The organism is Streptomyces sp. NPDC048659 (genome assembly GCF_040650575.1).
GTDB lineage: Bacteria > Actinomycetota > Actinomycetes > Streptomycetales > Streptomycetaceae > Streptomyces.
This window is the reverse complement of the sequence record NZ_JBEZHM010000030.1, coordinates 31,468-44,408: the sequence shown is the minus strand read 5'-3', so window position 1 is coordinate 44,408 and position 12,941 is coordinate 31,468. Positions and strand designations below refer to the sequence as shown.

The following is a 12,941-nucleotide window of genomic DNA, read 5'->3' as shown; positions in this document are numbered from 1 at the left end:
GAAGGGCCCCGCACCACGGTTCGGGAGGTGCGGGGCCCCAGGGGGCGGGGAGGGCGGTCAGTCCCGGCGGCTCCGGTTTCCGGGACGGTTCGCGACCCAGGCGCGGATGGTGTCCGCGTACCAGTAGGGCTTCCCCGACTCGACGTGGTCCGGGGGCGGCAGCAGTCCGTGCTTCCGGTAGGAGCGGACCGTGTCCGGCTGCACCTTGATGTGGGCGGCGATGTCCTTGTACGACCAGAGCCGTCTGTCCGTCATGCCTGGCACCTCCCTGAGGGCCCGGCAGCGGCGGCGGGGGCGCCGTCGGGGTAGCTGCCGGGGGTTGCACTCGCGATCACTGAGCCTGTGCCCGGTGAACGAGCCCTTCTGACGGGAGGGGAGCGCCTGTCGAGCGCCTGTGACGGAAAACCCGCGTAACGGAGACATGTGTGACGAAGGGATGATGCTCGTGACGTAAGTGACGCACACTCATCAGACGCCGCAGGAACGGAGAAAACGCCGGGTGCGTAGCGCGATGGGGTAGGGCCGGTCCGGTTCGCAGGGGTACATGTCCTGCTCCACGATCGCGAACAGGTCCACGTCCAGCGCCCGGGCCGCCGTCAGGACCGGCTCCAGCGCCGGCACCCCGGCCGGCGGCTCGCACATCACGCCCCGCGCCACCGCCGGGCCGAACGGCAGCTCCTCGGCCACCACCCGGGCCAGCACCGCCGGGTCCACCTGCTTGAGGTGGAGATAGCCGATCCGCTCGCCGTAGGTCTCGATCAGCTTGACGCTGTCGCCGCCGCAGTACGCGTAGTGCCCGGTGTCCAGGCAGAGCGAGACCAGCTCCGGATCGGTCGCGTCCAGGAGACGGGTGACGTTCTCCTCGGTGTCGACATGGGTGTCCGCGTGCGGATGGACGACCACCCGCAGCCCGTACCGCTCCCGGACCTCGTGGCCCAGCCGCTCGGTCAGCCCCGTCAGGTGCCGCCACTGCTCCGGGGTGAGCGTCCGGTCCTCCAGCACCTCGCCCGTCTTGTCGTCGCGCCAGAAGGACGGGATGACCACCAGGTGCCGGGCGCCCATCGCCTGCGCCAGGGCCGCGTTCTCGGCGACATGGGCCCAGGTCCGCTCCCAGACCCCCGGACCGTGGTGCAGCCCGGTGAAGACGGTCGCCGCCGACACCTTCAGCCCCCGGCTCGCGGTCTCCTCGGCCAGCAGCGCCGGATCGGTCGGCAGATAGCCGTACGGGCCGAGCTCGATCCACTCGTAACCGGCCCCCGACACCTCGTCGAGGAAGCGCTGCCACGGCACCTGAAGCGGATCGTCCGGGAACCAGACGCCCCAGGAGTCGGGCGCGGAGCCGACCCGGATCCGGGACGGCGGGAAGGGCGACGGCGACGGCGGACTCGACGGCTGCGACGGCTTCGTCATGACCGCCACCATGACACACGTCCGAATGTAAGGACATGCCGTTGACAGCCTTCCGGAGCGCCGACTAGACCTTGAGGGGCGGGGCGGGGGCACCGAGGCGAGAGGTGACGGGGAATGACGTCGGAGCCGTACGACCTGATCACCATGGGCCGGATCGGCGTGGACCTCTATCCGCTCCAGAGCGGGGTGCCGCTGGACCGGGTCGAGACCTTCGGGAAGTTCCTCGGCGGCTCCCCGGCCAACGTGGCCGTCGCCGCCGCGCGCCTGGGCAGCCGGACCGCGCTCGTCAGCCGGACCGGCGCCGACCCCTTCGGCCGCTACCTCCACCGCGAGCTGGCCGCCTTCGGCGTGGACGACCGCTGGGTCACCGACGTGCCCGCCCACCCCACCCCGGTCACCTTCTGCGAGATCTTCCCGCCCGACCACTTCCCGATCCACTTCTACCGCCGCCCCAAGGCCCCCGACCTGGAGATCCACCCCCACGAGCTGGACCTGCCCGCGCTGCGTGCCGCCCGCGCGCTCTGGGTGACCGGGACGGGCCTGAGCGCCGAGCCCAGCCGGGCGGCCACCCTCGCCGCGCTCCGCGAGCGCTCCGCCCGCCCCGGCGACGGGCTCACCGTCCTCGACCTGGACTGGCGGCCCGCCCTGTGGGACGACCCCGGCGAGGCGCCGCCGCTCTACAAGGAGGCGCTGCGGCACGCCACCGTCGCCGTCGGCAACCTCGACGAGTGCGAGGTGGCCACCGGGGAGCGCGCCCCGCTCGCCGCCGCCCGCGCCCTGCTCGCCGCCGGGGTCCGGCTCGCCGTCGTCAAACAGGGGCCCGCCGGCGTGCTGGCGCTGGCCGCCGACGGCATCCTCGCCGAGGTGCCGCCGCTGCCCGTGGAGGTGGTCAACGGCCTCGGCGCGGGCGACGCGTTCGGCGGGGCGCTCGCCCACGGGCTGCTCTCCGGCCGGGACCTGACCGAGGTCCTGCGCCGGGCGAACGCGGCGGGCGCCATCGTCGCCGGCCGGCTCGCCTGCTCGCCCGCGATGCCGTACGAGGACGAGATCACCCGCGCCCTCACCTCCGGCACTGGCTCCCTACCGGAGCGCACGCCGTGACGGCGCCCGGCGGCCTCGGGCTCGGCCCCGTCCAGGGCCCCGGATCCGCCCCCGCCCGCAGCCCCGCCCCCGGCCTCGCCCCCGGCGGCGTGGCGTCGGAGTCCCGGACCGGCGCCTCGGGTAGGGAGACGACCATGGACTCCACCCCCTCCCCGTCCGGCCCACCCGGCCCACCCGACCCTCTCGCCTCCCCCGCCCCAGGCTCCCTCCACCTCCCCGCCGGTACCGCCGCCCGGGGCCCCTACGCCGTCGACGTCGACCCCGAGCGGGCCGGCTGGACGTACGGCGCGCTGCGGATCCTGGACGTTCCGCCCGGCGGGACCCACCGGTTCGAGACAGGTGGCAGTGAATGGGTGGTGCTTCCGCTCGCCGGTGGCGGTACGGTGCGCGTCGACGGGGAAATCCTCGAACTCGTAGGCCGCGTCAGTGTGTTCGACGGGGTCTCGGACTTCGCCTACGTGCCCAGGGACGCCCACGTCCAGATCGCCTCCGGTGCGGGAGGCCGCTTCGCTTTGGCAGGAGCGAAGTGCGAGCGACGACTCCCCGCCCGCTACGGCCCCGCGCCGGAGGTTCCCGTCGAGACCCGCGGCAGCGGCAACCGCGCCCGCGAGGTGCGCAACTTCGCCGCCGCCGGGGTCTTCGACTGCGACCGGCTGATCGCCGTCGAGGTCCTCACCCCCGGCGGCAACTGGTCCTCCTACCCGCCCCACAAGCACGACGAGCACCGCCCCGGCGAGGAGTCCGTGCTGGAGGAGATCTACTACTACGAGGTGGCCGAACCCCCCGGCCGGCCCCCGGGCGCGCCCGCCCGCGGCTACGGCTACCAGCGGATCAGCCCCTCCCGGCCCGGCGGCGCCGAACTCCTCGCCGAGGTCCGCTCCGGCGACACGGTCCTCGTGCCCGACGGCTGGCACGGCCCGTCCGTCGCCCAGCCCGGCCACCCGCTCTACTACCTCAACGTCATGGCGGGCCCCGGCCCCGAACGGGAATGGAAGATCTGCTTCCACCCCGACCACACGGAGGGATACGCATGAGCGTCCGGCTCACCGTCGCCCAGGCCCTGGTGCGCTTCCTCGCCGCCCAGCACACCGAGCGCGACGGCGTCCGGCAGCGGCTCGTCACCGCCACCTGGGGCATCTTCGGGCACGGCAACGTCGCCGGGATCGGCCAGGCGCTCGTCGAGTACCCCGGGCTCATGCCGTACCACCAGGGGCGCAACGAACAGGCCATGGTGCACGCCGCCGTCGGCTACGCCCGGCAGTCCCGCAGGCTCCGGGTGCACGCCGTCACCACCTCCATCGGGCCCGGCGCCACCAACCTCGTCACCGGCGCCGCCCTCGCCACCGTCAACCGGCTGCCCGTGCTCCTCCTCCCCGGAGACACGTTCGCCACCCGCCCCGCCGACCCCGTCCTCCAGCAGCTCGAAGTGCCCTGGGCGGGCGAGGTGTCCGTCAACGACTGCCTGCGGCCCGTGTCCCGGTACTTCGACCGGATCACCCGCCCCGAGGCGCTGATCCCGGCCGCCCTCGCCGCCGTACGGGTCCTCACCGACCCCGCCGAGACCGGCGCCGTCACCCTCGCCCTGCCCCAGGACGTGCAGGCCGAGGCGTACGACTGGCCCGAGGAGTTCCTCGCCGCACGCACCTGGACCGTCCGCCGCCCCCGCCCCGACCGGGCCGAGCTCGACACCGCCGTCCGGGCGCTGCGGGACGCCGAGCGGCCGCTGGTCGTCGCTGGCGGCGGGGTCAGGTACAGCGCCGCCGAGGACGCCCTGCGCACCTTCGCCGAGCGGACCGGCATCCCCGTCGCCTGCACCCAGGCGGGCAAGGGCGTCCTGCCGTACGACCACCCCTGCGACGTCGGCGGCGTCGGCCACACCGGCACCGCCACCGCCGACGGACTCGCCCGGGAGGCCGACCTGGTGATCGGCGTCGGCACCCGGCTCACCGACTTCACCACCGCCTCCGGCACCCTCTTCCACCCCGGCGCCCGCTTCCTCAACCTCAACATCACCGGCTTCGACGCCCACAAGCAGGCCGCCCTGCCGCTCGTCGCCGACGCCCGCGAGGGCCTCACCGCGCTCACCGAGGCGCTCGCGGAGGCGGTCCCCGGCCGGCCGCCGGGCGACCCCGCCCGCTGGGCCGCCGCCAAACGCGACTGGGAGGCCCGCACCGACGCCGCGTACTCCCCGAAGAGCGAGGACGCCCGCCCCACCCAGGCGCAGGTCCTCGGCGCACTCGACACTCTGGTCACCGGGGACGACATCCTGATCAACGCGGCCGGCTCGCTCCCCGGCGACCTCCACAAGCTGTGGCGGGCCCGCTCCGCCGACCAGTACCACGTCGAGTACGGCTACTCCTGCATGGGCTACGAGATCCCCGCCGCCCTCGGCGTGGCCCTCGCCGCCCCCGGCCGGCCCGTCTGGGCGCTCGTCGGCGACGGGACGTACCTGATGAATCCCACCGAGATCGTCACCGCCGTCCAGGAGGGCCTGCCGATCAAGGTGGTCGTCCTCCAGAACCACGGCTACGCCTCGATCGGCGGCCTGTCCCGGGCCGTCGGCGCCGAGGGCTTCGGCACCGCCTACCGCTTCCGGGACCCCGACGGCCGCTTCACCGGACCGCCGCTCCCCGTCGACCTGGCGGCCAACGCGGCCTCCCTCGGGATGCGGGTGCTGCGCGCCCACACCCTGCGTGACCTGCGAGAAGCCCTCGCGGACGCGCGGGAGGCGACGGTTCCCACATGTGTCTACGTCGAGACCGAAACGGCAGACAGTGTGTCGGGCCCGCCCCCCGCCCAGGCGTGGTGGGATGTGCCCGTGGCCGAGACGTCGACCCGCCCGTCGGCGGCCGAGGCCCGCGAGGAGTACGACCGGCACGTCACCGCCCGACGCCGCCACCTGTAACAGCCAGAAGGAGCATTCCGTCATGACGAAGACCGTCAACCACTGGATCGGTGGCAAGAGCGTCGAGGGCACGTCGGGCAACTGGGGCCCGGTCACCGACCCGGCCACCGGCGCCGTGACCACCCGGGTCGCCCTCGCCTCCGTCGAGGAGGTCGACGCGGCCGTCGCCGCCGCCAAGGACGCCTTCGCGACCTGGGGCACCTCCTCGCTCGCGCAGCGCACCACGATCCTCTTCCGCTTCCGCGCCCTGCTGGACGCCAACCGCGACGCCATCGCCGAGGCGATCGTCGCCGAGCACGGCAAGGTGCACTCCGACGCGCTCGGCGAGGTCGCCCGCGGCCTGGAGATCGTCGACCTGGCCTGCGGCATCACCACCCAGCTCAAGGGCGAGCTGTCCACCCAGGTCTCCAGCCGCGTGGACGTCGCCTCGATCCGCCAGGCCGTCGGCGTGGTGGCCGGCATCACCCCGTTCAACTTCCCGGCCATGGTGCCGATGTGGATGTTCCCGCTCGCCATCGCCTGCGGCAACACCTTCATCCTCAAGCCGAGCGAGAAGGACCCCTCGGCCTCCATGAAGATCGCCGAGCTGCTCGCCGAGGCCGGCCTGCCGGACGGCGTCTTCAACGTGCTGCACGGTGACAAGGTCTCCGTCGACCGCCTCCTGGAGCACCCGGACGTCGCCGCGATCTCCTTCGTCGGCTCCACCCCGATCGCCCGCCACATCCACACCACCGCCGCCGCCAACGGCAAGCGCGTGCAGGCCCTCGGCGGCGCCAAGAACCACATGCTGGTGCTGCCCGACGCCGACCTGGACGCCGCCGCCGACGCGGCCGTCTCCGCGGCGTACGGCTCCGCCGGCGAGCGTTGCATGGCGATCTCCGCCGTCGTCGCCGTGGGCGCGATCGGCGACGAGCTCGTCGAGAAGATCCGCGAGCGCGCCGAGAAGATCAAGATCGGCCCCGGCAACGACCCGGCCTCCGAGATGGGCCCGCTCATCACGGCCGTCCACCGCGACAAGGTCGCCTCCTACGTGACCGGTGCCGAGGCCGAGGGCTGCCAGGTCGTCCTGGACGGCACCGGCTACACCGTCGAGGGCTTCGAGGACGGCCACTGGATCGGCCTGTCCCTCCTGGACCACGTGCCCACCACCGCCAAGGCGTACCAGGACGAGATCTTCGGCCCGGTGCTGTGCGTGCTGCGCGCCGACACGTACGAGGAGGGCCTGGCCCTCATCAACGCCTCGCCGTTCGGCAACGGCACCGCGATCTTCACCCGCGACGGCGGCGCCGCCCGCCGCTTCCAGCTGGAGGTCGAGGCCGGCATGGTCGGCGTCAACGTGCCGATCCCGGTGCCGGTGGGCTACCACTCCTTCGGTGGCTGGAAGGACTCGCTCTTCGGCGACCACCACATCTACGGCAACGACGGCATCCACTTCTACACCCGCGGCAAGGTCGTCACGACCCGCTGGCCGGACCCGTCCGAGGGCCCCTCGGGCGTCGACCTGGGCTTCCCGCGCAACCACTGACCGGGGTGTAAAACGAGTGGCCCCCGGGGCGCGTTCCGACGCACCCTGGGGGCCATGTCCGTTCCCCCGCACGGCGTGCACAGCGCGCTTCCCGCGCCGCCGAAGCACCAGATCCGCGCGCTCCACACAGACACGACGATCACCGTCTACCAGGCGTACCGCCCGGAGCTCGGCCTCCCCGCCGCCCGTGACGGGCGCTTCCCCGCCGCCTGGAAGCGCGAGCGGATGACCTGGATCAAGCCCTCGTTCCTGTGGATGATGTACCGCTGCGGCTGGGGCCTGAAGGAGGGCCAGGAGACCGTCCTCGCCGTCGAGATCGGCCGCGAGGGCTTCGAGTGGGCGCTGCGCCACGCCTGCCTCTCGCACTACGAGCGCGCCCTGCACCCCGACCACGCCGCCTGGCGGCGCGAGCTGAAGCGCGCCCCGGCCCGGGTCCAGTGGGACCCGGAGCGGGACCTGCGGCTCGGCCCGCTCCCGTACCGCTCGCTCCAGCTCGGCCTCGCCGGGGAGGCGTCGCGCCGGTACGCGGACGAGTGGACGGTCGGCATCCGCGACGTCACCCCGCTCGCCCGCGAGGTCCACGCCCTGGTGCGCGCCGGGGACCTGGCGGCGGCGGAACGGCTGCTGCCCGAGGAGCGGCCGTACCCCTCGGGGGACGGGCTCCTCGGGCAGCTCACCCGCTAGTCACCGGGCGGTGTCACCGCCCGGCGCGGTCACCAGCGCGAGTGCAGGAGCTTGTTCGGGGAGCCGGTCTTCGGGTCCTGGACCTTGCCGTTGGTCGCGTTGGCCACGAGCGCGGCGGAGACCTGCGCCGGGGTGGCCGTGGGGTTGGCGGCGAGGTACAGGGCGGCGACGCCCGCGGTGTGCGGCGAGGCCATCGAGGTGCCGGAGATCGTGTTGGTCGCCGTGTCGCTGTCCTTCCAGGCCGAGGTCACCGAGACACCCGGGGCGAACAGGTCCGCACAGGTCCCGTAGTTGGAGAACGAGGCCCGCTTGTCGGCGGAGTCCGTCGCGCCGACCGTGATCGCCTCGGGGACCCGCGCCGGGGAGTAGTTGCAGGCGTTCGCGGGCATGCCGAGGAAGTTTCCGTTGCCCGCGGCGACGGCGTACGTGACGCCCGAGGCGATCGAGCGCTTCACGGCGTTGTCGAGGGAGGTGTTCGCGCTCCCGCCGAGGCTCATGTTGGCGACGGCCGGCTTCACCGCGTTCGCCGTCACCCAGTCGACCCCGGCGATCACCCCGGCGTTGGTGCCGGAGCCGTTGCAGTCCAGCACCCGTACGGCCACCAGCCTGGCGGCCTTGGCCACGCCGTAGGCGGCGCCGCCGACCGTGCCCGCCACGTGCGTGCCGTGGCCCTGACAGTCCTGGCCGTTCTGGCCGCCGCCGACGGTGTCGGTGCCGACCGAGGCCCGCCCGCCGAACTCGGCGTGCGAGGTGCGGATGCCGGTGTCGATGATGTACGCGGTGACGTTCGAGGCGGTGGTGTCGTACGTGTACGTCGTCGACAGCGGCAGGTCCCGCTGGTCGATCCGGTCGAGCCCCCAGGTCGCGCCGGGCTGGGTGCCGGCGATCCGGACGGTCGCGTCCTGCTCGACGTACGCGACCCGGGGGTCGGCGGCGAGGGCGGCGGCCTTCGCCCGGGACATCGAGGCGGCGAAGCCCTTGAGCGCGGAGCGGTACTCGTAGCGGGGCGAGACGCCCAGGTCGGCGGCGCGGGTCGAGCCGTCCTTGAGGACGACGATCCAGCCGTTCTCGACGGCGGTGGCGGCGGGCGCGAGCCGCAGGTCGCCGGCGGGCACGCCCTGCGCGGCGGGGGAGCCGGCGAACTGGAGGCCGGCGGCGAGGGCGAGGACGGGGACGAGGGCGCCGATGCGGCGGGATATCCGCTTCATGGGGGTGGGCACCTGAACCTTTCGTTGTCCGGACGGGGCACGGGCAAGTACGGGTACGCGTGTGGTGCGGAAAAGCGGTGCGGAGACGGTGGTTCCACCGTCTCGTGTTGGCATGAACGGCACAAGAGTCTGGTTCGGACGCGGTGGAGGCACGGTTTTCGGTCGCTCCCGGGCGGCGCTCCCGCACGGGCCCGACCCCGGCCGCCGCCCGCGCCCGCCGCCTTCCGCGTACCGCGATCGCGGTACGCGGACCGTGCCGTCTACGACTTGAGGAGGCCGCCCGGCTCCCCCCGGGGGCGGCCGAGCCGCGCGGCTCCGGCCGCCTAGGCTCAAGGGCATGCAGCTGCGACTTCCCCGGAGGGGACCCCGACGCGCAGGTCCGCCCCGGTGGGCGGCGCTCGCCGCCGTCCTCGCCGTGCTCGTGGGCGGCGCCGGCACCTGGACCGCCGTCGCCTCCGACGACCCGCCGCCCGTGCACCGCGCGGACCGGACGCTCGCCCTCGACGGGGTGCGGATCGACACCTCGTACTTCACCGCCGGCGGCTCCGGCAGACGCCCCGCCGTCCTGCTCGGGCACGGCTTCGGCGGTTCCAAGGACGACGTCCGCGCCCAGGCGGAGGGGCTGGCCCGGGACGGCTACGCGGTGCTGACCTGGTCCGCCCGCGGCTTCGGCGCCTCCACCGGGCAGATCGGCCTCAACGACCCGGAGCGCGAGGTGAAGGACGTCAGCGGGCTCGTCGACTGGCTCGCCGGACGGCCCGAGGTCCTGCTCGACAAGCCCGGCGACCCGCGCGTCGGCATCACCGGCGCCTCCTACGGCGGCGCGGTCGCGCTGCTCGCCGCCGGGCACGACCCGCGCGTCGACGCCGTCGCGCCGCAGATCACCTACTGGAACCTGGCCGACGCCCTCTTCCCGAACGACGTGTTCAAGAAGCTGTGGGCCGGGATCTTCTTCTCGGCGGGCTCGGGCGCGCCCACGGGTGCCGGGGTCGCTTCGGGTGCCGCCTCCGCCGGCCGGACCGCCGGCCCCGCCGGCTGCGGGCGCTTCAGCCCTGAGGTGTGCGCCCTGTACGAGCGCGTCGCCGTCGCCGGGAAGCCCGACGCCGAGGCCCGCCGCCTCCTGGAGGCGCGCAGCCCGTCCGCCGTCGGCGCCCGCATCAAGGTGCCCGCGCTGATCGTCCAGGGCCAGTCGGACTCCCTCTTCACCCTCGGCCAGTCCGACACGATGGCCCGCACCATCGCCGCCAACGGCGCCCCGGTCGCCGTGGACTGGACGGCCGGCGGGCACGACGGCGGCGACCGGGAGACCGCCCGGGTCGAGGGCCGGATCTCGGCCTGGTTCGACCGGTACCTCAAGCGCGACGCCACCGCCCCGACCGGCCCCGCCTTCCGGGTGAGCCGCACCGGCGGCGTCGACTCCACCGACGGGCGCGCCACCCTGCGCGGCGCGACGGCCGACGCGTACCCGGGGCTCGCCGCGGGCCCGGTCCGGGTGCCGCTCACGGGCCCGGCCCGCACCTTCGCCAACCCGGCCGGGGCCAATCCGCCCGCCGTCTCCGCCGTCCCCGGGCTCGGCGGCGGACTCTCCCAGCTCTCCTCGCTCGGCGTGGGCCTGTCGGTCGACTTCCCCGGCCAGTTCGCCGCCTTCGACGCCCCGCCGCGGACGGCCCCGCTGCGGATCACCGGCTCGCCGACCGTCAAGGTCCGCGTGACGTCCACCGCTCCCGACGGCTCGGCGGTCCTCTTCGCCAAGGTGTACGACGTGGGGCCGGACGGGCGGCAGCAGGTGCTGCCCGCGCAGCTCGTCACCCCGGTCCGGGTCACCGACGCCGGGCGCGGGCGCACCGTGGAGCTGACCCTGCCCGCCGTCGACCACGAGGTCGCGGCCGGCCACCGGCTGCGCCTGGTGCTCGCCGCGACGGACCTCGGCTACGCCTCCCCGGCCGCCCCCGCCACGTACACCGTCGGCGTGGAGGGCGCGCTGACCGTGCCGACCGCGCCCGGTGTGACGACACAGGCGGCGGGGCTGCCCTGGTGGGTGTGGGGGCTGCCGCTCGCGGGCGCCGTCATCGCCGCCGCGCTGCTCCTGACGGCCCGCCGCAGGACCGCGCCGCCCGCGTCCGACCCGGCGCTCGCGGAGGTCCCGCTCCAGATCACCGGCCTGTCCAAGAAGTACAAGGGCGGCGACCGGTACAGCGTCCGCGAGCTGTCCTTCCGCGTCGAACAGGGCCAGGTCCTGGGCCTGCTGGGCCCCAACGGCGCGGGCAAGACGACGACCCTGCGGATGCTGATGGGGCTGATCGCCCCGGACGAGGGCGAGATCCGGGTCTTCGGCCAGGCGATCCGGCCGGGCGCGCCGGTGCTCTCGCGGGTCGGCGCGTTCGTGGAGGGCGCGGGCTTCCTGCCGCACCTGTCGGGCCGCGAGAACCTGGAGCTGTACTGGCGCTCCACCGGCCGCCCCGCCGAGGACGCGCACCTCGACGAGGCGCTGCGGATCGCCAACCTGGGCGGCGCCCTCGAACGGGCCGTGCGCACCTACTCGCAGGGGATGCGGCAGCGGCTCGCCATCGCGCAGGCCATGCTCGGCCTGCCCGACCTGCTGATCCTGGACGAGCCGACGAACGGCCTCGACCCGCCGCAGATCCGCGAGATGCGGGAGGTGATGATCCGGTACGCGGCCGGCGGCCGGACCGTGATCGTCTCCAGCCATCTGCTCGCCGAGGTCGAGCAGTCCTGCACCCACCTCGTGGTGATGGACCGGGGCGCCTTGGTGCAGGCGGGCCCGGTCGAGGAGATCACCGGCGCCGACGACACCCTCCTCGTCACCCTGGGCGGACCCGTCCCGGACGAGGTGGTGGAGAAGCTGGGCGCGGTACGGACCGGGGCCGGCCTGCTTGTGCGCCTGGCCGGCTCGCCGTACGCCACGCCCACCGCGCTGATCGCCGAGCTCGTCCGCCTGGAGGTGCCGGTGACGGGCGTGGGGCCGCACCGGCGCCTGGAGGACGCGTTCCTGACCCTGATCGGAGAGACCGCATGACCGCCGCAGCCCCGGCCCCGGCCGCCGCCCCCGGCTACGCGCCGGGCCGCACCCTGCCGTTCCGCGTGGAGGCGCTGCGGCAGCTCAAGCGCCGCCGCACGCTGGTGATGGGCCTGATCCTGGCCGCCCTGCCCTTCGTCCTGATCGTCGCGTTCGCGATCGGCGGCGGGCCGGACGGCTCGGAGAACAACCGGATCACCCTGATGGACACGGCGACGGCCTCGGGCGCCAACTTCGCGGCGACCTGCCTGTTCGTCTCGGCGGGCTTCCTGCTGGTCATCCCGGTCGCCCTGTTCTGCGGCGACACGGTCGCCTCGGAGGCCGGCTGGTCCTCCCTGCGCTACCTGCTGGCGGCGCCCGTCCCGCGCGCCCGCCTGCTGTGGTCGAAGCTGGCGGTCGCCCTGGCCTTCAGCGCGGCGGCCATGGCCCTGCTCCCGCTGGTGGCGCTGGCGGCGGGCACGGTGGCGTACGGCTGGGGCCCGCTGAAGCTCCCGACCGGCGGCGCCCTCCCGGCGGGCGACGCCCTCGTCCGCCTCGCCCTGGCGACGGCCTTCGTCTACGTCTCCCAACTGGTGACGGCGGCCCTCGCCTTCTGGCTCTCCACCCGCACCGACGCCCCGCTGGGCGCGGTCGGCGGCGCGGTCGGCCTGACCATCATCGGCAACGTCCTGGACGCGGTCACCGCCCTGGGCGACTGGCGCGCCTTCCTCCCGGCCCACTGGCAGTTCGCCTGGGCGGACGCGCTCCAGCCGCAACTGGAGTGGTCCGGCATGGCCAAGGGCACGGCGATCTCCCTGACGTACGCCCTGATCCTCTTCGCCCTGGCCTTCCGGGGCTTCGCACGGAAGGACATCGTGTCGTGAGCGACCTGACATATTCGAGCGGCACTCGAATCTTCTCGGAGTCTGTCAGGTCGAAGAAGACGGGAGTGTCTTCGGTGTGACGGGGAGGCGCTTTTTTCGCCATCCGGAGTCGCATATTCGGCCAATGCCCGGACGCCTTTCGAGGCGTCAAGGTTCCGTTCGGCGTGTCGCTATGGGGTGAGTCACACTCAAGAGTGCCCTGATTGGC

At 74.1% G+C, this 12,941-nt stretch carries 10 protein-coding genes; 7 read left to right on the top strand and 3 right to left on the bottom strand.

Translation table 11 applies throughout. The features are described 5' to 3' along the window. Positions 1-57: 57 nt before the first annotated feature. Complete coding sequence (locus tag AB0C99_RS22665) at positions 58-255, bottom strand: MerR family transcriptional regulator (RefSeq protein ID WP_362477803.1); 198 nt, start codon at positions 253-255, stop codon at positions 58-60. Between the two features lie 213 nt (positions 256-468). Beyond that, positions 469-1,410: a sugar phosphate isomerase/epimerase gene (locus AB0C99_RS22660; RefSeq protein WP_362477800.1), complete on the bottom strand. Its 942-nt coding sequence runs from the start codon at positions 1,408-1,410 to the stop codon at positions 469-471. Positions 1,411-1,524: 114 nt separating this feature from the next. Here AB0C99_RS22660 and iolC point away from each other — a divergent pair, with 114 nt between their 5' ends. From iolC to AB0C99_RS22635, 5 genes are all read left to right on the top strand, one after another. Continuing rightward, positions 1,525-2,511: a 5-dehydro-2-deoxygluconokinase gene (gene iolC, locus AB0C99_RS22655; protein WP_362477797.1), complete on the top strand. Its 987-nt coding sequence runs from the start codon at positions 1,525-1,527 to the stop codon at positions 2,509-2,511. Between the two features lie 134 nt (positions 2,512-2,645). Then, a complete protein-coding gene (gene iolB / locus AB0C99_RS22650) occupies positions 2,646-3,545 on the top strand; it encodes a 5-deoxy-glucuronate isomerase (protein WP_362477910.1) in 900 nt (299 codons plus the stop codon). Beyond that, positions 3,542-5,416 carry a 3D-(3,5/4)-trihydroxycyclohexane-1,2-dione acylhydrolase (decyclizing) gene (gene iolD, locus AB0C99_RS22645; protein ID WP_362477794.1) on the top strand — a complete coding sequence of 625 codons (1,875 nt, stop codon included), beginning with the start codon at positions 3,542-3,544 and terminating at the stop codon, positions 5,414-5,416. The genes iolB and iolD overlap by 4 nt, the downstream gene beginning before the upstream one ends. Before the next feature lie 22 nt (positions 5,417-5,438). Next, positions 5,439-6,941: a CoA-acylating methylmalonate-semialdehyde dehydrogenase gene (gene mmsA / locus AB0C99_RS22640; RefSeq protein WP_362477792.1), complete on the top strand. Its 1,503-nt coding sequence runs from the start codon at positions 5,439-5,441 to the stop codon at positions 6,939-6,941. Positions 6,942-6,995: 54 nt separating this feature from the next. After that, positions 6,996-7,625 carry a DUF4291 domain-containing protein gene (locus tag AB0C99_RS22635; RefSeq protein ID WP_362477789.1) on the top strand — a complete coding sequence of 210 codons (630 nt, stop codon included), beginning with the start codon at positions 6,996-6,998 and terminating at the stop codon, positions 7,623-7,625. A 29-nt stretch (positions 7,626-7,654) separates the two neighbouring features. Here AB0C99_RS22635 and AB0C99_RS22630 read toward each other — a convergent pair whose 3' ends face one another. Then, positions 7,655-8,833, bottom strand: coding sequence for a S8 family serine peptidase (locus tag AB0C99_RS22630; protein ID WP_362477786.1), 1,179 nt, complete (start codon positions 8,831-8,833; stop codon positions 7,655-7,657). Between the two features lie 337 nt (positions 8,834-9,170). Here AB0C99_RS22630 and AB0C99_RS22625 point away from each other — a divergent pair, with 337 nt between their 5' ends. Both AB0C99_RS22625 and AB0C99_RS22620 read left to right on the top strand, forming a co-directional pair. After that, positions 9,171-11,870 carry an alpha/beta fold hydrolase gene (locus AB0C99_RS22625; RefSeq protein ID WP_362477784.1) on the top strand — a complete coding sequence of 900 codons (2,700 nt, stop codon included), beginning with the start codon at positions 9,171-9,173 and terminating at the stop codon, positions 11,868-11,870. Then, positions 11,867-12,733: an ABC transporter permease gene (locus AB0C99_RS22620; protein WP_362477781.1), complete on the top strand. Its 867-nt coding sequence runs from the start codon at positions 11,867-11,869 to the stop codon at positions 12,731-12,733. The genes AB0C99_RS22625 and AB0C99_RS22620 overlap by 4 nt, the downstream gene beginning before the upstream one ends. The last annotated feature ends 208 nt before the right edge of the window (positions 12,734-12,941 follow it).

Excerpts from the sequence above, each read along its gene's own strand:
- AB0C99_RS22665 (WP_362477803.1), bottom strand. The coding sequence starts at position 255 with ATGACGGACAGACGGCTCTGGTCGTACAAGGACATCGCCGCCCACATC.
- AB0C99_RS22660 (WP_362477800.1), bottom strand. The coding sequence starts at position 1,410 with ATGACGAAGCCGTCGCAGCCGTCGAGTCCGCCGTCGCCGTCGCCCTTC.
- iolC (WP_362477797.1), top strand. The coding sequence starts at position 1,525 with ATGACGTCGGAGCCGTACGACCTGATCACCATGGGCCGGATCGGCGTG.
- iolB (WP_362477910.1), top strand. The coding sequence starts at position 2,646 with ATGGACTCCACCCCCTCCCCGTCCGGCCCACCCGGCCCACCCGACCCT.
- iolD (WP_362477794.1), top strand. The coding sequence starts at position 3,542 with ATGAGCGTCCGGCTCACCGTCGCCCAGGCCCTGGTGCGCTTCCTCGCC.
- mmsA (WP_362477792.1), top strand. The coding sequence starts at position 5,439 with ATGACGAAGACCGTCAACCACTGGATCGGTGGCAAGAGCGTCGAGGGC.
- AB0C99_RS22635 (WP_362477789.1), top strand. The coding sequence starts at position 6,996 with ATGTCCGTTCCCCCGCACGGCGTGCACAGCGCGCTTCCCGCGCCGCCG.
- AB0C99_RS22630 (WP_362477786.1), bottom strand. The coding sequence starts at position 8,833 with ATGAAGCGGATATCCCGCCGCATCGGCGCCCTCGTCCCCGTCCTCGCC.
- AB0C99_RS22625 (WP_362477784.1), top strand. The coding sequence starts at position 9,171 with ATGCAGCTGCGACTTCCCCGGAGGGGACCCCGACGCGCAGGTCCGCCC.
- AB0C99_RS22620 (WP_362477781.1), top strand. The coding sequence starts at position 11,867 with ATGACCGCCGCAGCCCCGGCCCCGGCCGCCGCCCCCGGCTACGCGCCG.